This is a genomic window from Dysgonomonas sp. PH5-45 (assembly GCF_029893235.1).
Lineage (GTDB): Bacteria > Bacteroidota > Bacteroidia > Bacteroidales > Dysgonomonadaceae > UBA1309.
Map to the genome: position 1 here is coordinate 171,514 of NZ_JARXWE010000001.1, position 23,665 is coordinate 195,178.

Below are 23,665 nucleotides of genomic sequence, written 5' to 3' on the forward strand. Positions count from 1 at the left end.
AACAGAACCCGTTGCAGTTAAAATAGCCCTTTCAGCATTTGTTCGGCACACTCATAGCCATGATCGTAAAAATAGGTGAGCTTATTCACGTCTTTTTCGAGGCGGTCTATCGTCATCGGGGCAATGGGGCGCACCACCGTTATCTGACCTTCTTCTTCAAGACGGTCAATCAAATCGAGTTGCGCATTATAAATCTCGTTGCGGTTATTCACGGCTTCGCGCATCAGCGGATAATCCTTATAAAGGAAGGATGGCATTTTCAGCACGGTTTTCTTTTTGCGGTAACTCTTATTCCGGGTCAGTACAACCACATTCTTTCCATACCCTTGCGCTATCGCCCTTTCAAGAGGGATGGAGTCGCAAACACCGCCGTCGAGCATGGGTGTGTTATCGACATAGGCGATAGGCGAAAATACAGGCATGCTGCTCGATGCTTTTAGTATATCCAGCAAACGCTTATCATTGCCATATTCTTCCATATATTCGGCCCTGCCTGTAAGGCAATTGCTTACAACCGACTCGAAACGTTTGCCCGAGTGGCGATATGCCTCAAAATCGAAAGGGATAATTTTATTGGGGAAATCGTCAAAGAGCAAATCAAAATCAAGTATATTCCGGCTACGGACATAATATTTAAGCCCTACGTAACGATATTTTTCGAACAAATCTATATTGCTGTATTTTGCCCTGCCCCGTTGCCCCGATATGTAAGATGCCCCGTTGCATGCTCCTGCCGAAACGCCCACCACATAGGGGAAGTGCAAGCCGTTGTCCATCATCCAGTCTAACACCCCGCAAGTGAAAACACCGCGCATGGCTCCACCTTCGAGCACTAAGCCATAATCTTTTATATTTTCTTTTTGTGCAATCATATATCTGTTCTGTGGTTACGTGGATGGTGTTCTATAATTTCCTGACGCAGAAATTCCCTGTCCATGTGTGTATAAATTTCGGTAGTCGTGATTTTTTCGTGTCCCAACATTTGCTGAATGGCTCGGATATTGGCTCCACCCTCCAACAGGTGAGTGGCAAACGAATGTCTGAATGTATGCGGGCTGATGGTTTTACCAATACCTGCCAGTTGGGCGTACTCTTTTATGAAATGGAAAACCATGATACGCGATATGGGCGTGCCTCGCTTGCTCAGGAACAGAACATCTTCAGCCCCCTTTTTTATAGGATAAGACGCACGGTCTTGTAAATAGAAATTAATCTCCTTAATAGCCTTAGGCGATATCGGTACGAGGCGTTGTTTACTTCCCTTTCCCTCAACTTTCAGAAAACCCTCGTCAAGAAACATATCCTGAAACTTCAACCCTATCAGTTCCGATATGCGCAATCCACAACTATAAAGGGTTTCTATGATGGCTCGGTTACGCTGCCCTTCGCGGGTAGAAACGTCTATCACCGAAAGCAGACGGTCAATCTCTTCTACGGTCAGCACGGTAGGTAGTTTCGTCCCTATTTTGGGCGATTCCAAGAGTTCGGTAGGGTCGGTCTGAATAAAGTCTTCGAGTAAAAGGAAACCGAAAAACGATTTTACCCCCGATATAATACGCGCCACCGTGCGAGGGCTTATACCCACATCGTAGAGCTGAGCCAAAAACTGCTGCAAATAGTTGAGAGTGACCGATTCGAAGGAGATTCCCTCCGACTTCATAAACACGAGCAGTTTGTTCAAATCGTCGGTATAAGCTTCTATCGAATTGGGCGATAATCCTTTTTCGAGTAAAAGGTATGTTTTATATTTGGCTGTTATATCAACCATTTACTTTAGTTTTCAGTTTAACATTTTCTTTATAGCTATAATCAACACATTTATCCTTATATTTGTATCATTAAAACAGTTGCCCGCGATGAAAAAAATAATCAATTATATAACCAAGCGATTCTCAAAGGTACAAATAGCCTTTGTTGTAGCCTTAATTATTTTTGCTTTTTTCATTGGCGACAGTAATATTATCTCACGTTTACAGTACGACTCCGAAATAAGGGATTTGAATAAACAAATAGAATACTATCGGGGGAAAAAGGATGACGATTCGCGTAAACTCAACGAATTGAAATCGAACAAAGACAATGTCGAAAAATTTGCCCGTGAGAATTATCTGATGAAAAAACCTAACGAAGACATTTTTGTTATAGAAGACACCCCAAAGGATGAATAAACAAAAAACAAAAAATATAATCTATCAAATAGCGGCTATCATTATTCTGGCTTCTGCCGTTATATATCCCCATTATCAGGATATTGCAAAATTTTCGATGCTGGCGGGTGTAGCTGCATTCGGAGCAATCACTTTCACTACCCCCTATCCGGGAAAATCTATCCGGGGCAAACGGCTGTACAATATGCAGATTTTTGCCGTTATACTGATGGTAGTAGCTACATTTCTCATGTTCAAACAAATGGGCGAATGGCTCTATGCCCTGCTCGTTGCAGCTATCCTTATTCTGTACAGTTCTTTCCTCCTGCCCCGAATATTACGAAAGGAAGAAGAGGGGAAGTAATAAGGAACTGTAATACACATATTTTTTCTTGCCGTATTGACTACAAGAGCGAAACATCTTTATTTCTTATGCCTCACAGATGCCTGTATAACGTGAGTGTCTGTGTTGAGCGGATTTAAAACCTTTATGCTTTGCCCTTCGGAATACTCGCTTTGCAGAAGCAATACATCGCCTCTTTCTACGCTAAACTCTTCATTTACATTGGGTAATTTTACTTTAGTTGGTGATAAAAAGTAAAAGACTTCCGAAAAACATTCTCCGTCTATTCCCTCATTGTTTCCTATCGAAAAAACGGGTATCTCTTTTTCTGAAAAAGGATGTAATTCCATGGCATTGAGTGTGGCACGGCCTTGCGTTGTCATCAGATTGAAATCTGTAACTTTTCCATAACACCGTGTTTGCCAATCGCCCATAAACGAATCCTGTTCAAATGGTTTTAACGATGCCCGGTGATGTCCTTCGTGAATCAAGTCCATCTCGCCCTCTATTGGCATAATTATACGAGCGATGCCCGGCAGAGGCGTAAATGTAGATTCCTCAATCGCTACCTTTGCCGAACTAACTCTCCACACAAAGTTCCTTTCGCCGTAAACCGCATCGGGTGGGTATATGGCAAGCTGTGTTGTTGTACCTCCGCTCCAAACGGATGTTGTCAGTTCTTCTCTCCTGATTATTTTATATTCGAATGTTCTCATAGGTAAATTGTAATAGGAAATATCCATTGGCAAAAGTAGTTATTTAAGCACAAATTTAGAACTTGTTTTAAATTTTGACAGCCAAACTATTGTTTTTCACTCCTCAAATTCTTTCCTTTAAAATTTAAACAACCGCTTATTGTTTAACGAACAAAAAAACTTATCCGATGCTCGAAATACCCGAAACCAGAACAATAGCCCATCAAGCTGAAAGTATGCTGACGGGCAAAACCATATCGAAGGTTATTGAAGCCACAAGCCCACACCGTTTCACATGGTATAACGGCGATCCTAAAGAATATACCGGAATGCTTGTGGGGCGGCGCATAGAATCGGTTCGTGGACATGGTGCGTTCGTAACCCTGTATTGTAACGATGATATCCGGCTATCCATCAGCGATGGAGTGAATATGAAGTACTACCCTGCTTTTGAGGCACATCCTCAGAAACATCAGTTATTGATAGAATTTACTGATGGAAGTTTTCTTGCTTTTACGGTTTCGATGTATGGAAGTATTTATGCTTTTCGGGGCAAATTCGATAATCCATATTATAAAGGAAGCTTAGAAAAACTATCACCCCTCGAAGATGATTTTGACGAACAGGCGTTCAATGAACTTTTCCGGAGTGTAAACAAGGATATATCAATAAAAGCATTGCTTGCAACCGAACAACGCATTCCGGGGCTTGGCAACGGCGTTTTGCAAGATATTCTGTTCAAGGCGGGGTTAAACCCTAGACGGAAAATATCGACTATCACCGAACTACAACGAAGCGACCTGTTTCATTGTCTGAAGTTTACCCTGCAAAGCATGACAAACAAAGGCGGACGCGATACCGAAAAAGATTTTTATGGAAACAAGGGCGGATACAAATGCTTGCTGTCTAAAAACACATACAAGAATCCATGCCCTAATTGTGGAGACGCGATTGTTAAAGAGGCTTATCTGGGCGGCACGGTTTATTATTGTGCCAGTTGCCAAAAGTTGTAAAGGTAAGGCGAACGTAAAAAAACAAAAGGATGCGCCAATAAATTTCTGACGCATCCTTTTATTTAGTTTATAAGCTGAATTGTACTGTTAAGCCAAAAGCCCTTCTATTTTTTTCACAAAGTCGGCTTTTTGTGCTGCTCCTACTTGTTTGTCGGCAAGTTCTCCGTTCTTGAAGAATAGTACCGTAGGAATGTTGCGGATACCGTATTTTGAGGTGATCTCGTCATTATTATCAACATCTACTTTACCAATTATCACTTTCCCGTCATATTCGGTAGCCAATTCGTCGATGATTGGACCAATCAGGCGGCAAGGGCCGCACCATTCTGCCCAAAAGTCAATAACTACCGGTTTGCCTGATGCTATTAGTTCTTCGAATGTTGCATCTGTAATTTCTAATGCCATAACGTTTTATCTTTATAAATGTGTTTAAAATATATTTTTAGTTTCTAATTTCTGTAAGAGGTTCAAAAATAATAAAAGAAAGCGATAGTATAAAATTATGGGTTTACTTTAAAAACAATACTTTCGTTTTCTTCCAGAAAATCTATTAGTTCTTTCTTTACATTAATCTTAAAGTTCCGCGCGAAGAGTTCAATTTTCATATTGCGTTCACCATCAACAACCTCAAAATATAACAACGTATTCCCCAAATTGTTTTTGGTGAGGATAGCAAGTTCTTCAATCATCTGATTGTTAAGCTCGTGCAGAGGCAGGGTTATTACAATCTTCTCAATGAGATGGTCTTTAACATCTGGCAAAAGCTGTATGGAATTGATTTTCAACTCATACTGGTTGGCATCGAATCTACGGCTCTGTATGCGCCCTTTTACAAACACATACAACCCGGGACGGCCATATTTGCCAAAGTTTATATAATCATCACCAAACAGAGCTATTTCGCCACTTCCGGAAAAATCTTCCACTTTTATTATCATATACGGCTTACCGTTTTTCGTAAAGCCCTCGCGCATGTCTGTAACAAGTCCGCCAAAAGTCACCTCCCTGTTTTTCAGGGCATCTTTGTCTTCCAGCTCCGGCATAGTTACATTGCAGGCATATTTTAGTGCGATGGCATATTCGTCCAAAGGGTGAGCCGACAGATAGATACCTATCAGTTCGCGTTCCTTGTTGAGACGTTCCAGATCGGACCATGCCTCGGCCTTAGGTATTTCCGGGCGGGCAATCTCGAAAGAAACATCATCGCCAAACAGAGAATTGACGGCCAGCGACTTATCGTTCTGATAACGGTTGCCGTAACGGATAAGCTGGTCTATGAAAGTTTCGCCCTTGGTGTTGGTTGCAAAAAACTGTTCACGTTTTATTTCTTGAAATTCATCAAAGGCTCCTGCCAATGCCAGCGATTCTATATTCTTCTTGTTGCACGAACTGAGGTTTACACGTTCCACAAAATCGAATATATCGCCGAAACGGCCATTCTTGGCACGTTCTTCAATAATATTATTAACCGCACCTTCGCCCACGCCTTTCACGGCTGCCATTCCGAAACGGATATCGCCTTTCGAGTTGACCGAGAATTTCAGGAACGATTCATTCACATCAGGCCCAAGCACATTCATGCCCATGGCCTTGCACTCGTCCATAAATTTGGTGATTTCCGTAATATTAGACAAGTTTCGTGAAAGTACGGCTGCCATATATTCGGACGGATAATTGGCTTTCAGCCATGCCGTTTGATAAGCCACCCACGAATAGCAAGTCGCATGCGATTTATTGAATGCGTAGGAGGCAAATTTTTCCCAATCGGCCCATATTTTATTCAGCGTTTTTTCGTCATGCCCGTTATTCTTTCCTCCTGTAAGGAATTTTTCTTTCAGGGCATTCATCTTATCTATGAGCTTCTTGCCCATCGCTTTTCGCAATTCGTCCGATTGTCCCCGGGTGAAGTCGGCCAAGAGGCGCGAAAGGAGCATGACCTGTTCTTGATAGACCGTAATCCCATACGTATCGTTCAGGTATCGTTCCATGATGGGGATATCGTACTTGATTTCCTCACGTCCGTGCTTACGGGCAATAAAGGAAGGGATGTAATCCATAGGCCCCGGGCGATAAAGGGCATTCATGGCGATAAGGTCTTCGAACTTGGTGGGCTGCAATTCCTTCAGATATTTTTGCATACCTGCCGACTCGAACTGGAATGTGCCTGTTGTCTTCCCTGTGCTATATAGCTCGTAGGTTTTTTCGTCTTCGAGCGAAATTTCGTTGATATCTATATCCTTGCCCGTTGTATGCTTTATGTTTTCGATGGCTTCTTTTATAATGGAAAGGGTTTTCAAGCCCAAGAAGTCCATTTTTATGAGTCCTGTTTCTTCAATAACAGAGCCCTCGTATTGTGTCACCAATATTGATTCGCCGGTTTCTTTGTCTTCGGCCGTACTTACGGGTACAATATCCGATATATCTTGCCGCCCGATGATAATTCCACAGGCATGTACACCTGTGTTACGGACATTACCTTCGAGCATTTGAGCGTATTTCAACGTATCGCGGGCAATGGGATCGTGTCCTGTTGCCGCTGTTTTCAGTTCGGGAACATAGTCGATAGCATCCTTGAGAGTTACTTTTTTCTTATCGGGAATTTTATCGGGAACGAGCTTTGCCAAGCGGTTCGATTCGGCAAGCGGTAGTTTTTGCACGCGTGCCACATCTTTAATGGCCGATTTTGTAGCCATCGTTCCGTACGTAATGATGTGCGCAACACGGTCGTAACCGTATTTGTCGGTTACCCAGCGTAGTACTTCGCCCCGTCCGTCGTCGTCGAAGTCGATATCAATATCGGGCATCGATATACGGTCGGGATTAAGAAAACGCTCAAACAGCAAGTCATATTTTATGGGGTCTATATCGGTTATTCCCAAACAATATGCAACAGCCGATCCCGCAGCCGATCCACGGCCCGGCCCCACGGCCACGCCCATTGTACGGGCGGCGGTAATAAAGTCTTGCACAATAAGGAAGTATCCGGGATAGCCCATCGTTTTCATGGTTTCCAATTCGAAGTCGATACGCTCCTTTATTTCGTCGGTCATGTCGGGGTAACGCTTCTGGGCTCCTATCCGTGTGAGGTGCGCCAGGTAATCGGCTTCGAGCTTTACACGAATCACCTTATCGTATCCGCCTAAACGTTGATAGGCCGAATCGCCAAATTCGGCAATAAGGCTTTCGGGCGTATGCTTTTCTTTGTATCCTTCTTCTGTACCGAAAGAGGGGTCGATATCGAAGTAGGGCATAAGTGCATCCGAGTCGATAGAGTAAGTCTCAACCTTATCGGCTATTTCGAGTGTATTGGATAAAGCTTCGGGTATATCTGCGAAAAGGGTGTTCATTTCGGCAGTGGTTTTCATCCACTCCTGTTTGGTATAGCGCATGCGGTTGGGGTCGTCGAGGTCGCGCCCCGTGCTTAGGCAAATCAAACGGTCGTGCGCATCGGCATCTTCTTCGTTCACAAAATGGACGTCGTTTGTTGCAATCAGTTTTACCCCATGTTTTTGCGCAAAGCGGATAAGTGCGGTGTTTACCTTTTCCTGCAAAGGATAAACCTCGGAATTGGCATCCGCTCGGTTTGTTTTGTGGCGTTGGAGTTCCAGATAATAATCGCTGCCCCAAATTCCTTTAAACCATTCAATAGCCTCGTCTACTTCTTGCTCGCTACCGTTCGCTATCTTTTTAGGGATTTCTCCCCCCAAACAGGCCGAGCAGATAATCAAGCCTTCGTGATGTTTTTCGAGCAATTCCTTGTCGATACGGGGACGCATATAAAAACCTTCCGTCCAACTTTTTGATACCATCTTTATCAGATTTTTGTATCCCGTCAGGTTCTTTGCCAGAATAAGCAAGTGCCAACCGCTCATATCGGGTTTGCCTTCTTTCAGATGCCGCCCACGGCGAGCCACATAACACTCACAGCCCAGAATAGGCTTGAACAGATGTGATTTTTCGTCCACCAGTTTTGCTTGCAGTTCGTCTACCAAGGCATTGTTGCCTGCCTGTTCGGCTTCGTTGATTTCCCGCACCAGTTGCTTGATATTGTTATGTAGGGGAGCGTTTTTTTTATTTACATAATTGTAAAACTCCTTTATCCCGAACATCGAACCATGATCGGTCAAGGCGATAGCCTTCATTCCGTCGGCCGAGGCTTTGTCTACAAGCCGCTGAACGCTGGCTTGCCCATCGAGCAACGAATATTGAGAGTGAACGTGTAAATGTACGAATGGATGCATAAATTCTGTCCTATATTTTGGATGTATAAAGGTACAAAATAGATATGTTGTTTATTCATTAAATATCATAAATAGTTTTTAACTACGATAGATGAGAATTGTTTCCGTTTCACTATCACCACAATTTATTATCTTTGAAAACAAAAACAAACGTAGATTATGAAACGCTTCGCCTTAATTTGTTCTTTGCTCCTATTGTTTGCATATTGCCTGCAAGCGCAAGCATCCGACGTTTTGATAAAAGCCAATGCCCTCTTCGAGGGTAAAAACTACAAAGAGGCTACCCGTTTGTACGAACAAGCATATCAGGAGAAGCCCGACGAGGCCACAGCATTCAAATACGGAGTAAGCCTCTTTGAGGCACGAATAGATGTGAACAAAGCAATCGTATTACTGCAAAGCGCAGCAAAGAAAAATAAAGAGGCATACCTCTACCTTGGCGATGCTTATACCGACCTGTACCGTTTTGCGGAAGCAGGTAAAGAATACGACCAATATCTGAAATTGAGCCGGAGGGAAAAGAATGCCCCGGCATTGATTTCTGAGCGAAAAGAGAAGATGAATGATTTGCGCAAATTGGTGAATCGTGCGGAAAACATCCGGATAGTTGACAGCGTGGTGGTAAACAAACGAAATCTGCTGTCGGCCTATCACCTGAGTCATAGTGGCGGAAAACTGGATTACTTCAATAACGTATTTGATGCTAACCAATCTGTAACATCTACCGTATATTACAACGAAAAAGGAAGTAAAATATATTTTGCACAACCCGGTGAGGCACATTACAGTTTGTTTTCGATGGACAAGCTGATAGACGGCTTTGGCAATGAGAAAAAGCTGGATGCACAGAACTTTGGTATACAGGGCAATGTAAATTATGTATTTGTTATGCCCGATGGTGTAACAACCTACTTTTCGGCCGAAAGCACAGAGGGTATAGGAGGCTACGACCTGTATGTGACCCGCTACAATATGAATAACGATACGTACCTGACACCCGAACGTATGAACATGCCTTTCAACTCGCGCTACAACGACTATCTGATGGTGATTGATGAAGAAAAGGGCGTTGGCTGGTTTGCATCCGATAGGTTTCAACCCGAAGGAATGGTGTGTGTGTATACTTTTATACCAAACAAGGAGGTAGAGATTGTGGAGTCGGAAGACGACCTGTACAAAGCAAACCGTGCGCGCATCGGCTCTATCAAAGATTCGTGGGAGCGAGGAGCAGATTATAGCAAACTTATTGCACTGGCCAGGAAAGCCCCTGCCGTGAAAACCGAGGAGAAAAAGGACTTTGAGTTTATTGTCAACGACAAATACACATACTATACCCTTAAAGACTTCCGAAACCCATCGGCCCGTAGTACATATCAAAAAGTGAATAGCTTACAGAAAGAATTGGCAAAGTTGGAAGACGCTTTGACGAAACAAAGAAACATTTATGCCAATGCTTCAGCAAACGATAAGCGTAGTCTTTCGACCGAAATCCTGCGTATGGAAAAAGAACAGGAGCGTATTTACACAGAGACACAAAAGCTTGAAACGACTGCTCGTAACGAAGAAATCAAAGCTTTAAAATAAAGGGTATCAAGGAAAATAACTTAACTTTGCACAAAAAATATAATGTAATATATTAACGAAAATAATCTCAAAAAAAATGAAAAAAATCACATTAACCTTTTTTCTATTTGCATTGATTGCCGCGATGCCTTTATCGGCACAGAAAAAAGCGGTAAAAAAAACCGCAGGTACTTCTGTCAAGAGCCTTAATAATGAAATAGACTCCCTGTCGTACGCGATGGGAGCAGCTATAACTCAAGGCTTGGATGACCATCTGAAACAAATAGGAGTTTTAAATGCAACAGATAGCATCGCTAACAAGAAAAACTTGAGCCTTTTTATGGATGGGTTTAAAGAATACTTCGCCCAAGCAGCTGCTAAGGAAGCATACTATAAGGGAATTGGCGTTGCCGGACAAGTGTCGCAAACGATAGAAAACTTCGATAAACTGATCGGGGAAGAAGGCGTTAAGGTAAACAACGCGGCTTTTCTTTCAGGATTTGAAGCATCTTTAAAGAAAAAGCCCTTATTACTACCAAATGCCAATGAGCTGATACAAAATAAAGCAATGCAAGCTCAACAGAAAGAGCAAGTAAAACAAGATGCCGATTTAAAAGTAAAATATGCTAATAATATTGCCGAAGGCGAAAAGTTCCTTAACGAAAATAAAGCGAAAAGCGGTGTTGTAACTTTGCCCGACGGACTTCAATATAAAATACTGCAAGAAGGAAACGGACCTAAACCTACATCGGCCGACAAAGTGAAAGTGCATTACCACGGAACTCTGATTGATGGAACAGTTTTTGATAGCAGTGTAGATCGTGGCGAACCAATTACTTTTGGTGTTACTCAGGTTATCCCCGGGTGGACCGAAGCTTTGAAATTAATGCCACAGGGTTCAAAATGGACTGTTTATATCCCTGCCGAATTAGCATATGGTTCGCGCGATATGGGTAAGATTAAACCTTATTCAACCCTTATTTTTGATATCGAACTATTGGAAGTTATCGGTGCTGAATCCGGAAATTAACTTCAGAACAAAATAGCTTAAAAACGAGGTCGGATATTTTTTGAAATATCCGACCTCGTTAAGTATTAACAGCATACGGATGTGTCGCAAACCTTTATTGGAAAGACTCACGCAGCGGAGAGTATGATTAAATCATAATAAGGCATCGTTTATTCAGATTTTGTCCGGCAGGGCCTATAAATTTAAGCGGATTGTTTGCGCAATTTCGATATATTTATTACTCCAAAGGTCTGAATTAATTAGGTTCAAGATTAATTAAATACTTTTTGAATGCACTTAACTAATCTTGAACCTAATTATAAATCCAGTCAATCTATTTTAGAATGAGATAAAATTATTGAAATAATTCTTCAGTCTTTTTCTCTTTACCTAATTCTTGTTTTAATTTATCTATATCTATCAAATTAATAAATGCATCAATTTCTTGAGGGGAAGAAAATATCCAATAAATAGTTTCATCAATATATTTATTTGATGATGCAGTTACTTTTTTTACAATTGAAACAATATGTCTGTTCCCTTCTAAAATCATAAATGTAGGTTTTAATTCTTGATTAAATGCGAAAAACCACTTAGAGCTATACCAACAGATGGTAGATTTGGGCAGACTGAAATCCATCTCTTTAGTCATATCGGTAACATTATTTTCTTTAGCGATTTTAGACCATTCCGAAAATTTGTTTTTAATTTGCTCTAAAGTATTTTTCAGTTCTTTTAATTCTTTTTCTTCAAATTTAACCGTTGTGGTTTTAGCCTTTCCTTCTACTCCGATATAAACAGAAAGCATTCCATCTTTGTCTAGCAACCCTTCGATGTCATATTTCTTGTCAGAGAAATAGCTCATTTCGTATGTAGCAACTTTTTTTTGGGCATAAATACTAACACAGGGAACTAAAAATAAGACACACAGCCCGATGATAATTTTTCTCATAATTAAATTAATTTGTATTTTATTAAAAGTTTATTATAAAAGCATGCAAATATAACACTTCCTTTATAAAAAGTACAATGACATGAAAGTAATAATGGTAAAAGTTTAAGAATACGCAATCCTTAAACAGGTAAATATGTTAATGAATAAATTTTATTATAAACTAGGAGAGATTGTGTACAATTATCCTTAATAACTAAAAGTTATAATTGAATTTCGTCCAACGGGTTCCAAAAAGCCGTTTTCCAGTTCTGTATCTTGTTGTTGATGATAGTGTGTCCTTCGGCTTCGAGCAATTGTTGCATCTCTCCGTTGCTGCCAAAGGCTTCCCGTGCCGAAAGTATGCCTTGACTATTAACAACACGGTGTGCCGGAACTCCTGTTGCCTCAGAGTCGCACTGGCTCATTATCTTTCCTACCATTCTCGGCATGTTTGCATATCCGGTAGCTTTGGCTATTGCTCCATAGCTTGTAGCCCTACCACAAGGGACAAGCCTTGCGATGGTATATACGGCTTCGGCAAAAGCTTGTTTTTCGGCTTTATCCATTCTGCTCATGAAAATGGCTGGCTTTATCCAACAGGATGACGAGTGCCGGAAACTTTTTTAAGAATGACACGTATAGCGCCTACTTTAAGTCCAGTATCTATCCTTACAGGCAATCGGTTGGCATCGTTACTGATATAGATGGTCATGGCTTCCGATTGATTTTTGAAGGCATCGTCGCTGGTGATAAGGACAAGTTTATAGCATTTGTACTTTCGCCCATCGTTGGCTTTTATTGTTTCTGCTCCTTTGTAAACGATTTCCATATTCTGCCGGGTTTTTCCTGACAGGAAATTGATACGCGAGCGGGTTCCTTTTGCCATTTTACTGTAATCGAGCGAACGGGCGTAGAACACCACCGACAGCATATCGTAGGTACATTGGTTTGCGTTGAACGATTTTGTGAATCGCAGTTTTCCGTTTTTGTACCGTGTGGAAGTAATTGAAACAGTGTTTCCCGAATATTTGTAAGTCATTCTCTCGTCCGTGAAGTCGTCGTCCTCGTGAGCACGTTTGTAGTATGCCAGCGGGGAGAGGTCTTTGCTCATATAGCTTGTCAGGGTATCGTTGAGCGAGAATATTTTGCGTGCAAAGCCTGTTGAAGCTGTTATCAGATCCATCTTGTAGGCGTTTTGCCCGTTATAGGTTGTATTTACAGTACGGAGGGTTCCCCAACCTGCTTTGGGCGAGAGCCCCAATTTATAATAAAGGTCGTATTGGAGGGTTTCGCCTGCCAACAGGAACGTATTGTCTATCTTGCACTGCCCCATAATCTGAGAACCGGTCGCAATCAGCATTACGGTTAGCAATACGATATGGTTAATAAGCTTTTTCATAATGTAACTGTGCGTTAAGTTGATTTGTTGTAGGTCAATTGAGCTGAGGGTTATAGTTGCGGAACTCATTACCCTTTACTCTTTTGTTCGAATCGGGTGTTGCAGATTGTTTATTTTTCTTTGCATCCCGTTCCTCAAGTTCTTGTCTTTTGGTTTTCTTTTCTGTGGGTTTATTTTTTAGTATTTCGGTTGGCTTCTGTTGGTCTAACGGCAGGCTTTGGATGTTCCAAGGCTCTTCCATTCCGTGTTTCCAGTTGGCTTTTATCTCGAACGGTTTATTGTAATAATATACCATTTCGGGTTGCAGGCCTTTCTCAAAATTTCCGGTATCCCACATCCCATTGTTGTTTTCGTCTATTATGATACGGGCATAATATGTACCGGGCAAAAGATTCTTAAAGAGCGCTCCTCCATCGCGTACATTCCGTTTACGGACAGGGGCATCGCTTTTGTCTAATAGTTCGATAAATGCCGGAGCATCTTTGTCTAACCCTGTTACGTCGATATATAATTGCCCATACTGGCTTAGTGGACGGACAGTAAACTCATAACTTTCGGGTTTATTCCAAAATCCGTCGTACGACCAAATATTGGCCGAATCGGCAACCAACTTGAATTTGTTTCCCGCTTCCAGTTTGGCTATTAATAAATATTTACGTGGGTTTAACGAGTCGGCCTCAATGTTGTAATCTATCTGTGTTTCAACCGAATCGACAACCGAGTATAATCTCATATTTTTATCGTCTGCAAAACCGGGGACAGGTTTCTCGAACTCTACCGATATATTTTTATCAACATCGAATATCCCCGAAATGTTCGTTTTTATATTTAAGAAGGTGATTTCTTTATCCTTATCGTCATTCTCTTTTTTAGGTTTCCGGGTTTTATCCACAAAGTGCAGGGTGTCGGTCGTTGGGACGAGCTGGTTTAAGGAATCGGTTTTCGGGTATGTTATTTTGAACGACAGTGTGTCTATACCGGCTACCGAAGCATCGGTTATCCAATAGGTAAGCGTATCGTTTTGTGGTGTTTTTTCCAAGAGAGCCCATTCTTTGTTTTTATCGAAGTTAAGAGGTTCTATCTGAGGCATAGCGGTTGGCGCACCAAAATATATTTTCAGTATGCTAGCCGATGGGCGTTCGTATTTTTGCAGGTATTGTCGTTTTATTCCTGAAGAGAAAGAACGTAGAAGTATGTCGTCGGGCAGGAAGCGGGTGTAAGATACTTCCCGTATTTCCTCTATAAGTTTGGCTGAGTCGGTTATAGCTTTTACGTCTTGATTGTATATTGTATCTAAACGGGTGGCGGGAGCAGTAAATGGAATGATGGTTGTGCCCAGAAAGGCGATATCCTCACTTGGGTTGTCGTACTTGTAATCGCGGTTTAAATCGTTCAAAGCATAAATCCTATATTCGCCTTCTGCAATTCCTCTGATTGCAAATTCTCCTTTATCGTTGGTGCGCGATATGCGGAGGAAACGGTTTTTCGTGAAAGCCGAGTCGTTCAGATTGGAGTGCAAACCAACATAAAATCCTTTTACCGGCTCTAAGTTTTCGGCCGCCAGAACTTTGCCCGAAACAACGAGCGAGTCCAATTTATCTCCCGTTGAGAATGAAAGGGAGAAGCTTTCCAGAGGATTACCTTCGTTATAATCGACTATGGCATCCGTAAAATCTATCGTATAAGTTGTATTAGGCAGCAGGGAGTCCCTGAGTTCTACCTTTACTTTGTTGCTGATGGCCTGTATTACAGGCATCTTGCTTTGTGGGGGAGTTATTATAACCTTTTCGTTGGGGTTTTCTACTTGCACCAGTTCGTCGAACTCGATAGTTATTTTCCCATTCGCAACATTTAGCGCATTAAACTGAGGGGAGCAACTTATAACTTTGGGTGGGTCCAAATCGTAATCACCACCCGAAGGCGAGCCTATACTGGCACAAGAATAGAATGCCAGAAAAACAGATAGAAGGGAAGCGGTTTTCCCTAAAACATTAAAATACCAACTACGGGATAGGCTCATAGCTATTCAGTTCGTTACTTGAGGCAAAAGTACGATGTTTTGCTACATATGCAGAATATGGATTCAAAAAATTAGTTAATCCTTTCTGTGCATCAAAAAAAGAATACACAGAAAGGATTAGTTGTATATTATTCCCAGTGGGGGGGGTTACTCTTTCAGTATCACATCGTGAGCACCGCCTTCAACGATACTTGTGGCCGAAACCAATGTGATTTTTGAGTTTTTCTGCAAATCGGGAATCGTGATTGTTCCGCAGCTGCACATGGTTGACCGTATTTTGCTCAAGGTACTGTTCAGGTTGTCTTTCATCTTTCCGGCATAAGGCACGTAACTGTCAACACCTTCTTCAAACTTCAGCGAATCGTTGCCTCCCGTGTCGTAGCGTTGCCAGTTTTTGGCACGGTTAGAACCCTCGCCCCAATATTCTTTCACGTAATTGTTGCCTACACGCAGCACCTTTGTGGGCGACTCGTCGAAGCGGGCAAAATAACGTCCCATCATCATAAAATCGGCTCCCATAGCCAGCGATAGCACCATATGGTAATCGTGAACCAATCCGCCATCGCTACAAATAGGGATATAATAACCTGTCTGGCGGGCATACTCGTCGCGGGCTTCGGCTACGTCAATCAGAGCGGTTGCCTGTCCGCGACCTATTCCTTTTTGTTCGCGAGTGATACAGATGGAACCACCGCCAATACCAACTTTTATGAAGTCGGCTCCGGCTTCGGCAAGGTAATCGAACCCGTCTTTGTCTACGATGTTGCCTGCTCCTACCAAAACACTGTTGCCGTATTGTTCTTTAATCCATTTTATGGTGTCGTATTGCCATTCCGAGAATCCATCCGAAGAGTCGATGCAAAGCACGTCTACCCCGGCTTCTACAAGGGCGGGCACACGCTCTTTATAGTCGCGGGTGTTGATACCTGCCCCTACAAGCAGTTTTTTGTCGCTGCCAAGCATTTCGAGGGGATTTTCGCGATGGCCTTCGTGGTCTTTACGGAAAACAAAATATGCAAGGTTGCCTTCGTCGTCAACGATGGGCAGGGTGTTTAGTTTTTCTTTCCAGATAATCTGGTTGGCCTCCGAGAGGCTGATACCCAACTTGCCAACAATGAGTTTAGACTGTGGAGTCATAAAGTCCCGTATTTTTGTATCAAGAGGGTCTTTGTCGGCACGGTAATCGCGGCTGGTAACTATTCCTAACAGTTTTCCGTTCTGCTGCCCGTTATCGGTAATGCCTATCGTGGAATGGCCTGTTTTTCGTTTCAGTTCCACAACGTCGGCCAATGTGTGTTCGGGGGTCAGGTTAGAATCGCTCACCACGAATCCGGCTTTGAACTTTTTAACTTTGAGCACCATTTCCGCTTGGCTGGCAATAGGTTGCGAGCCAAAAATAAAAGACAAACCTCCGTTGCGAGCCAGTTCTATTGCCAATTCGGGCCCCGACACCGATTGCATGATAGCCGAAACGAAAGGGATATTGAGCGATATTTTAGGTTCTTCGCCGACTTTGTGTTTTACCAAAGGAGTTTTCAGATTTACATTTGCAGGTAAACACTCTCTGGTTGTTAAGCCAGGTATAAGGAGGTATTCTCCAAAAGTTCTGGAAACGTTATCTAAGTAGATTGCCATAAGCTAAAAAGTCTTTTATCGTTGAGAAATAGGAATAATTGAGCAAAATTAGTAATTTCATTCCGTATTCTGTTTGCCTGCGTTCAAATTTTAACAAGATTATAGGCTAATATTTATGTTATGGGAAATAATCCTAATTTTGAATTCGCCTAAATTGTCTTTTCATTTTATAAAATACGATAACCAACAAAGCCGAAATTGAATTTCGGCTTTGTTAGTTGATTCATTATAGTTATCTAACTAAATAGATATATGATTTTATTCGGGTCTTGATATTGGTATTTGTCGTTTAACACCTTGGCTCAACGAAATCATTGTTTCGGTTGCAACAACTCCGGGTATTTCCTGAATTTTGTTATTCAACAAATCCATAAGATGCTCGTTGTCGCGAGCATACAGCTTAACCAAAATAGTGTACGGACCTGTTGTAAAGTGCGATTCAACTATCTCCGGTATTTTATCCAACTCCGGAATCACAGTTTTATACATCGACCCTTTTTCAAGCTTAACCCCTATGTATGTGCATGTATTATACCCCAAAACCTTAGGGTTGATAATATAACCCGAGCCCACTATTACGTTCATCTCGATCATTCTCTGCACACGTTGATGAATAGCCGCCCTAGATACCCCGCACTCCAACGCCACGTCCTTAAATGGGATACGGGCATTCTGAGATATTATTTCAAGGATTTTCTTATCTAGTTTATCTATTTTATCCATAATTTTTGCTTTTTAATATTATTTTGAAACCAAAAATAATACTTTTTTTGTAACAATCTTTCTTTTTGACAAAAAAAGAAATCATTTAAATCATTTATATCTCTATAAATACTTTTTCAGGTATAGGTGTCCATTAAAAAAACAGACCGGAGTAGTTCCCCGATCTGTTTATATGCCAATCTTTTTTATTTATTGTTCTATGTTCAACAGCTCTATTTCAAAAATAAGTGTCGAAAATGGCTTAATCATCTCTCCGGCTCCACCACTGCCATAGGCAAGGTTTTGTGGAATGAAAACCATCCATTTTGACCCTACGGGCATTTGTTGCAAGATTTCCGTCCAGCCCGGGATTACCTGATTTACAGGGAATATTGCAGGTTTTCCGGATTCAAAACTACTTTCAAAAACAGTACCATCGATCAATGATCCTTTATAATTAACTTTCACGACATTCGTAGCGGTTGGTTTTTCGCCCTTGCCGGCAGTAATAACTTTATATTGTACTCCGCTGGGAAGGGTTTTAACACCGTCTTTCGTTTTATTTTCTTCCAAGAATTTTTCTCCGGCAGCTTTATTTTCTCCATACTGGGCAAGCAACGCTTCTTCTTGTTGCTGTTGAGATGCTTTTTCAGACTCTTTTGCCTTATCTTGCAAATCGTTCATTTTAGCTTGGAAAATAGCTTGAGGATTTTCCATTGCCAATTTTTTACCGTCTACAGATGCAAAGAAACCCGAAAGGAAAGCTTTTTTATTCAACTTTTGCTTATCGTCATCGGCAAATAGTTGTTTTTCTGTTCCCTCCATCATTTGGGCAATCTGTATACCGACAGACAAGCCTGCCTTATAAGAATTGTTATCTGATTTACTAAATACTTCGCTCAAACCTTTTTTGAAGTCGGCAAGGTTCTTTTTGTTGGCAGAAACTACCGAGTCGAGTCTGAATTTAAAGTCTTTTTCGAGTTCCGCTTTTTTAGTAGCGTCCTTCTCAGCTTCAATCATTGACTGATGAATCATTTTCAGCATGGCTGTATCGGCCAAAACTCCCAATTGCTGAAGATATTCGGTCAATCCTTGAGTTACGCTAACACCCATCGCGTAAGAAAGGGTATCTACGTCTGTTTTCAAAGATGCGTTTCCTGCACTTGAACCATCTGAATTACATGAAGTAAATGCCGCACCAAGCGCAACAACGGCACTTAATGCTAATACTTGAATTTTTTTCATGGATTTTTATATGTTTTAAGTTATTCTATCCCTAACAATTCTACATCAAAAATAAGAGTTGAGTTCGGTTCTATGGCTTGCCCTGCTCCCGACTCTCCGTAAGCCAGGTTAGAAGGAATAAACAATCTCCATTTAGAGCCAACAGGCATCAACTGTAAAGCCTCAACCCATCCGGGTATAACCTGATTGACGCCGAATGTGGCAGGTGTACCACGTTGAACACTACTGTCGAAAACTGTTCCGTTAATCAGCGTTCCGTGATAGTGGCATTTTACCTGGTCGGTTGCCGTTGGAATCTTTCCATCGCCTTTCACCAATATCTCATATTGGAGTCCGCTTGGCAGAGTCACTACACCGGCTTTATTTTTATTTATTTCTAAAAATTCTTTTCCGGCTTTCAGATTATTTTCGAGCTTTTCTTCCTGAAGTTTTGTAAAGAATTCGTTCATTATGTTCTTTGCTTCGTCGTACGACATATCAAGAGTTTTTTCGCCCATAACATCTTCTATCGCTTTCGAGAATGATGCTACGTCCAAATCCTTGATACCTGTGTTAAGAAAATTATTGGCGATACTCAATCCCAATGCGTAACTAATTTTATCCATAAAATAATCTAAATAATTTGGTTTTCTTTATTTTGGCTTGCACATAAGGTATGTGCAAAACGCACAAAAGTAATTCTTTTAAAAGAAACTTCTTACTTTTTTATTTATAAAAATGCCTATTTCGTTTCAATTAGCTTGTATAAACTGTAAAGGCTATTGTCTTCGTGGAAAGTTGCCACTTCTCTGTATTTTTCATTAAACTCTGGAAGTGCCAAAAAATAGTCGGAATAAATGAACTGACTGCACATCACTATATAACGGGGCTTACCTTCTTGCACATACCGAACTTGTGAATCGCATATAAGAGGAAAAGCCTCATATCTTATATTAGGATAGAAAAAATACTTTACATCGGGCACAACGTTCGCTTTGGTAAACACGCCCATCCCCCGGTCTAAGCCCAACGAAAGTAAAGTGGACTGAGAGTCTTTTTTCAGTATATCTGAAAATTTGGTTTCCACAGTTTGGGGTTCTGTCTGTCGGGTTAACACCTCAATCGATTCGCCAAAAAACTGTTTTTGAGCGCAGCCTATGCCTAAGCCAAGCAATGCAAAAAGCCCATAGTATATTTTCTGTTTTGCCTGCCCCAGATAGTGCTGCAAAAAATAAAGTAAAATCACATAGCCAAGAAACGGAAAAACAGCCAGCGATATGTAGTAATACTCCATTATGACAGGTGTCATAAAAACCACGGCCGAAAATACCAGATAAGTAAGCCCCACCCCTAAGCGGGCATAAATATTCCTCACGAAAAACGGCGTCAGGCAAAACACCAACATTCCAAGCAAGGCAACACCAAAGAAAAGAGGCGCATGGGCAATGCTCTTAGCAAAACGGGCAGCAACTCCCAATACGAAATCTATATCAAGCAAATTTACATCCTTTCCCGAATATCGCATATTAAACGTAAAGTAGCCATCCATAAAATCATTCAACGCCGAATTAATATGGAAGTAAGCAACAAACGGCAAAGCCACCACACAGAAACCGCATAAAAATACAGCGATACTTTTCAGTATATCGGCATATTGTTTTTTCTGTAACTGGCTAAAGAATATGGCAAGTAAAAGAAAGAATAGAAAAACCGCCAGATTGAACTTTATGAAGAATATAAAGGCAAATATTACACCTTGCGCCAACATGTGCCACAAGGAAGGTTTTGCCGAGTCTTTCTGTATGAAATAGCGGAAAAACAGGTATAGGCCAAGCATCTGCGCCATCAGAACGAATTCTTCGGCTGCACCTCCCCATCCACTATACCATAAGGTTAGTAATGAAAATATGACAGATGCCCCAAACGCCCATGTTTTTTTCAGAAAAAACAATGCTATCAGATAAGTCGAGGCTCCACCTATAAAAAAGAATAGGACTTCTATTATATAAACACCCCAAAAAGCAGTATTACTTATCAGATAACCAATACCATAAATCAGAAAGATGAGAGGTCCTTTATGATCGAACAAATCGCGGTATGGCAACAACCCATTCATCCATCCTTTACCTATTGTGAAATATACATTTATGTCCGACCACGCATTAAAATCGTAAAGTGGCGACATCCGCGAACACAAAAAGAGCAGCAGGGCGTTATACACAAACAGACACAAAAAAATGCCTTTTTCCGATAATATCTGTTCCCTGAACGAAATACCCTTTTGTGCCATTATGCAATAATATTATCTTGTGTATTTATATTTATTCAAAAAATCTAATAACCTTTGTGTTGTTCGCATCAATTTAGTTTTTCACATAAAACAATCACAAAGGTATAAAATAAACTGGTTCATAAACCGAGATAACCTGATCAAAATTGCAAGGCAATTACACTATTGTTTATCTTTAATTTTAAAATACACTACAAGTATAATTTATTACCTTTGTCCGGTATCAACGAAAAAGGATAAAACGTTTATGTCAACATACACAGAGGATACAAGAAAAGTTACTACCCATCGGTTGGGTGAGATGAAACAACGAGGCGAAAAAATCAGTATGCTTACCGCATACGATTATTCTATGGCTTCTATCATAGACCAAGCAGGAATGGATGCCATTCTGGTTGGCGATTCAGCCTCGAATGTCATGGTGGGCAATACCACCACGTTACCGATGACCGTAGACCAAATGATTTATCACGGCCGATCGGTAGTGAATGCCGTTAAACGGGCACTTGTAATAGTTGATATGCCTTTCGGTTCGTGTTCGGGAGATCCGTTGAAATCGCTCGAAGCTGCTATCCGCATAATGAAAGAAACAGGTGCGGATGCCTTAAAAATTGAAGGGGGAGAAGAAATAATTGAAGATATCCGCAAAATTATCGGTGCAGGTATTCCCGTGATGGGACATTTAGGGTTGATGCCACAATCTATCAATAAATATGGCACCTACAATGTGCGGGGCAAAGACGAAGGCGAAGCAAAAAAGCTGGCCAACGACGCCCGCCTTCTTCAAGAAGTTGGCTGTTTCGGTATAGTATTGGAAAAAATCCCCGCCCAACTTGCCGAAAGCATCGCAAAGGACTTGTATATCCCCATAATCGGAATAGGTGCGGGAGGCGGTGTTGACGGGCAAGTACTTGTTGTTCACGACATGTTGGGTATCAATAAAGACTTCTCGCCAAAGTTCTTGCGCCGTTACGCAGACTTGCACACAGTCATTACGGGTGCTGTACAGAAGTATATAGATGACGTTAAGACACAAGATTTTCCGAGTAAAAAAGAAAGTTATTAAACCCCAGTTTTACCCTATCTAATCCTTATGGTAAAACAGGATTTTATTCTATTTTTGCGAACAAATCAAAATCATGTTCCCAAATAAAGTTGTATGGTAAAGGTATACCGTTTATCGAAAGTAGGACTCAGAGTTGTATACAAAATACGCCACAGAGGAGGACATGGCGTTCACTCTCCTTTTGCATATTCTCTGATAACCAATGCCATAAACGAAAAAAAATGGTTCTATGCTTACGAAGACGTACCTCTTTATTTACAGGAATGCAAAGCTACAATAAAAAACAAAGGAATAAAGTATAACCGTCTGGTTTTTCGGCTCATCAATTATTTTAATGCAAAAAATATTTTGGAGATAGGCTCTGGTACCGGTCTCACCACATTGTATGCAACAGCCCCTTCAAGTCTGATTAAATGTACCTGTGTTGAATCGTCCAAGAAAAGATACACCAAGGCTCAGCAATTGTACAGCGGTTGGAACAGAGATATTAATTTGCACACATCTCAATTACCAAAAATAGATGAAAAACAAGATTGTGTGATTATAGACTTAAAGAATAATCCTCTCACTTTCGATGCCTTTGTTTTACATTTGTTTCCACTGTGTCACGAAAAATCTTTCATAATTATCAAGAATATCCGAACAAAGAAGCAGTATCAAGCGTTATGGAAGAAATTAAAGCAGACTGAAGACGTAAGGGTATCGTTCGATTTGTTCAACATTGGAATCTTATTCTTCGACAAAAAATTTTATAAACGAAATTATCGCCTTAATTTTTAATCTGATATGAAAAAAAGTTCTATTTATACAAAAACAGGGGACGCCGGTAGCACTTCGTTGGTTGGTGGGATGCGTGTGCCCAAATCTCATATACGCTTGGAGTCGTACGGTACTATCGACGAACTGAATTCGTTTGTTGGTCTTCTTATCTGCCAGATACAGGACGAAGACACGCTGAAAATATTATCTTTCATACAGCATAAGCTCTTTACCGTAGGTTCGTATCTTGCCACCGAAACCGAGACGATGGACGCACGAGCAGCCAGCATCATAAAAGACGAAGATATAGCACTCCTTGAACAGGAAATGGACAAAATAGATAGCGAACTACCAAAGCTTAAACAATTTGTCTTGCCGGGAGGCTCAGAGTCGGCAGCCAGAGCACATGTATGCCGTTCTGTATGCCGTCGTGCCGAGCGGCGAATTTATCAGGTGAAAGAAGAATATCCTGTCGATAATAATATACTGAAATTTGTAAACCGGCTTTCCGATTATTTCTTTCTGTTGGCACGAAAAGAATGTTACAAAACAGGGCGCGAAATATTCTGGGATACCATGTTGTAAAAAATAAATATTATCTTACTTTTGCGGAATTAAAAAATAC

Annotated in this window: 22 protein-coding genes; 8 read left to right on the top strand and 14 right to left on the bottom strand. The window is 41.2% G+C overall.

The annotated features are described in order from the left end of the window. Nucleotides 1-17 precede the first annotated feature (17 nt). Together M2132_RS00760 and xerD are read right to left on the bottom strand one after the other, a co-directional pair. The gene (locus M2132_RS00760) at nucleotides 18-872 is read right to left on the bottom strand and encodes a patatin family protein (RefSeq protein WP_280670298.1); all 855 of its coding nucleotides are present in this window, start codon (nucleotides 870-872) and stop codon (nucleotides 18-20) included. Further along, a complete protein-coding gene (gene xerD, locus M2132_RS00765) occupies nucleotides 869-1,768 on the bottom strand; it encodes a site-specific tyrosine recombinase XerD (protein ID WP_280670299.1) in 900 nt (299 codons plus the stop codon). Before xerD ends, M2132_RS00760 begins: the two co-directional genes overlap by 4 nt. Before the next feature lie 88 nt (nucleotides 1,769-1,856). Between xerD and M2132_RS00770 the strand changes: the two genes are divergently transcribed. Together M2132_RS00770 and M2132_RS00775 are read left to right on the top strand one after the other, a co-directional pair. Then, nucleotides 1,857-2,168, top strand: a complete 312-nt coding sequence (locus M2132_RS00770; protein ID WP_280670300.1) for a septum formation initiator family protein — start codon at nucleotides 1,857-1,859, stop codon at nucleotides 2,166-2,168. Continuing rightward, nucleotides 2,161-2,511: a hypothetical protein gene (locus M2132_RS00775; RefSeq protein WP_280670302.1), complete on the top strand. Its 351-nt coding sequence runs from the start codon at nucleotides 2,161-2,163 to the stop codon at nucleotides 2,509-2,511. The genes M2132_RS00770 and M2132_RS00775 overlap by 8 nt, the downstream gene beginning before the upstream one ends. A 59-nt stretch (nucleotides 2,512-2,570) precedes the next feature. On the opposite strand, the gene M2132_RS00780 is transcribed toward M2132_RS00775, so the two are convergent. Then, nucleotides 2,571-3,233: a HutD family protein gene (locus tag M2132_RS00780; RefSeq protein WP_280698173.1), complete on the bottom strand. Its 663-nt coding sequence runs from the start codon at nucleotides 3,231-3,233 to the stop codon at nucleotides 2,571-2,573. Between the two features lie 140 nt (nucleotides 3,234-3,373). Here M2132_RS00780 and M2132_RS00785 point away from each other — a divergent pair, with 140 nt between their 5' ends. Continuing rightward, nucleotides 3,374-4,198, top strand: a complete 825-nt coding sequence (locus M2132_RS00785) for a DNA-formamidopyrimidine glycosylase family protein (protein WP_280670306.1) — start codon at nucleotides 3,374-3,376, stop codon at nucleotides 4,196-4,198. A gap of 87 nt (nucleotides 4,199-4,285) precedes the next feature. Here M2132_RS00785 and trxA read toward each other — a convergent pair whose 3' ends face one another. Both trxA and dnaE read right to left on the bottom strand, forming a co-directional pair. Continuing rightward, nucleotides 4,286-4,603: a thioredoxin gene (trxA, locus tag M2132_RS00790; protein ID WP_280670308.1), complete on the bottom strand. Its 318-nt coding sequence runs from the start codon at nucleotides 4,601-4,603 to the stop codon at nucleotides 4,286-4,288. Between the two features lie 95 nt (nucleotides 4,604-4,698). Beyond that, entirely contained in the window at nucleotides 4,699-8,439 is a 3,741-nt protein-coding gene (dnaE, locus tag M2132_RS00795) for a DNA polymerase III subunit alpha (RefSeq protein ID WP_280670310.1), read from the bottom strand. Nucleotides 8,440-8,598: 159 nt separating this feature from the next. Between dnaE and M2132_RS00800 the strand changes: the two genes are divergently transcribed. Together M2132_RS00800 and M2132_RS00805 are read left to right on the top strand one after the other, a co-directional pair. Further along, nucleotides 8,599-10,023 carry a M48 family metallopeptidase gene (locus M2132_RS00800; RefSeq protein ID WP_280670312.1) on the top strand — a complete coding sequence of 475 codons (1,425 nt, stop codon included), beginning with the start codon at nucleotides 8,599-8,601 and terminating at the stop codon, nucleotides 10,021-10,023. Between the two features lie 76 nt (nucleotides 10,024-10,099). After that, entirely contained in the window at nucleotides 10,100-11,032 is a 933-nt protein-coding gene (locus tag M2132_RS00805) for an FKBP-type peptidyl-prolyl cis-trans isomerase (RefSeq protein WP_280670314.1), read from the top strand. A 334-nt stretch (nucleotides 11,033-11,366) separates the two neighbouring features. Here the strand turns inward: M2132_RS00805 and M2132_RS00810 are convergent, their stop codons facing one another. From M2132_RS00810 to M2132_RS00850, 9 genes are all read right to left on the bottom strand, one after another. Beyond that, nucleotides 11,367-11,963, bottom strand: a complete 597-nt coding sequence (locus M2132_RS00810; protein ID WP_280670316.1) for a hypothetical protein — start codon at nucleotides 11,961-11,963, stop codon at nucleotides 11,367-11,369. A 203-nt stretch (nucleotides 11,964-12,166) separates the two neighbouring features. Beyond that, the gene (locus tag M2132_RS00815; RefSeq protein WP_280670318.1) at nucleotides 12,167-12,520 is read right to left on the bottom strand and encodes an MGMT family protein; all 354 of its coding nucleotides are present in this window, start codon (nucleotides 12,518-12,520) and stop codon (nucleotides 12,167-12,169) included. A 14-nt stretch (nucleotides 12,521-12,534) separates the two neighbouring features. Next, nucleotides 12,535-13,344 (bottom strand): DUF3108 domain-containing protein, encoded by an 810-nt coding sequence (locus M2132_RS00820; protein WP_280670320.1) that lies wholly within the window; start codon nucleotides 13,342-13,344, stop codon nucleotides 12,535-12,537. Between the two features lie 34 nt (nucleotides 13,345-13,378). Then, the gene (locus M2132_RS00825; RefSeq protein WP_280670322.1) at nucleotides 13,379-15,364 is read right to left on the bottom strand and encodes an Ig-like domain-containing protein; all 1,986 of its coding nucleotides are present in this window, start codon (nucleotides 15,362-15,364) and stop codon (nucleotides 13,379-13,381) included. A gap of 147 nt (nucleotides 15,365-15,511) precedes the next feature. Next, nucleotides 15,512-16,999, bottom strand: a complete 1,488-nt coding sequence (locus tag M2132_RS00830) for an IMP dehydrogenase (protein ID WP_280670324.1) — start codon at nucleotides 16,997-16,999, stop codon at nucleotides 15,512-15,514. A 258-nt stretch (nucleotides 17,000-17,257) separates the two neighbouring features. After that, complete coding sequence (locus M2132_RS00835; protein ID WP_280670326.1) at nucleotides 17,258-17,722, bottom strand: Lrp/AsnC family transcriptional regulator; 465 nt, start codon at nucleotides 17,720-17,722, stop codon at nucleotides 17,258-17,260. A 189-nt stretch (nucleotides 17,723-17,911) separates the two neighbouring features. After that, on the bottom strand, nucleotides 17,912-18,946 hold the full coding sequence (locus M2132_RS00840; RefSeq protein ID WP_280670328.1) for an FKBP-type peptidyl-prolyl cis-trans isomerase: 1,035 nt from the start codon (nucleotides 18,944-18,946) through the stop codon (nucleotides 17,912-17,914). A 20-nt stretch (nucleotides 18,947-18,966) separates the two neighbouring features. Continuing rightward, entirely contained in the window at nucleotides 18,967-19,551 is a 585-nt protein-coding gene (locus tag M2132_RS00845) for an FKBP-type peptidyl-prolyl cis-trans isomerase (protein ID WP_280670330.1), read from the bottom strand. A gap of 116 nt (nucleotides 19,552-19,667) precedes the next feature. Then, complete coding sequence (locus tag M2132_RS00850; protein ID WP_280670332.1) at nucleotides 19,668-21,215, bottom strand: glycosyltransferase family 39 protein; 1,548 nt, start codon at nucleotides 21,213-21,215, stop codon at nucleotides 19,668-19,670. A gap of 247 nt (nucleotides 21,216-21,462) precedes the next feature. Between M2132_RS00850 and panB the strand changes: the two genes are divergently transcribed. The 3 genes from panB (at nucleotide 21,463) to M2132_RS00865 (ending at nucleotide 23,625) form a co-directional block, all read left to right on the top strand. Further along, complete coding sequence (gene panB, locus M2132_RS00855; protein WP_280670335.1) at nucleotides 21,463-22,281, top strand: 3-methyl-2-oxobutanoate hydroxymethyltransferase; 819 nt, start codon at nucleotides 21,463-21,465, stop codon at nucleotides 22,279-22,281. Nucleotides 22,282-22,374: 93 nt separating this feature from the next. Continuing rightward, nucleotides 22,375-23,061 carry a class I SAM-dependent methyltransferase gene (locus tag M2132_RS00860; protein WP_280670337.1) on the top strand — a complete coding sequence of 229 codons (687 nt, stop codon included), beginning with the start codon at nucleotides 22,375-22,377 and terminating at the stop codon, nucleotides 23,059-23,061. A gap of 6 nt (nucleotides 23,062-23,067) precedes the next feature. Beyond that, complete coding sequence (locus tag M2132_RS00865; RefSeq protein ID WP_280670339.1) at nucleotides 23,068-23,625, top strand: cob(I)yrinic acid a,c-diamide adenosyltransferase; 558 nt, start codon at nucleotides 23,068-23,070, stop codon at nucleotides 23,623-23,625. Nucleotides 23,626-23,665 lie beyond the last annotated feature (40 nt).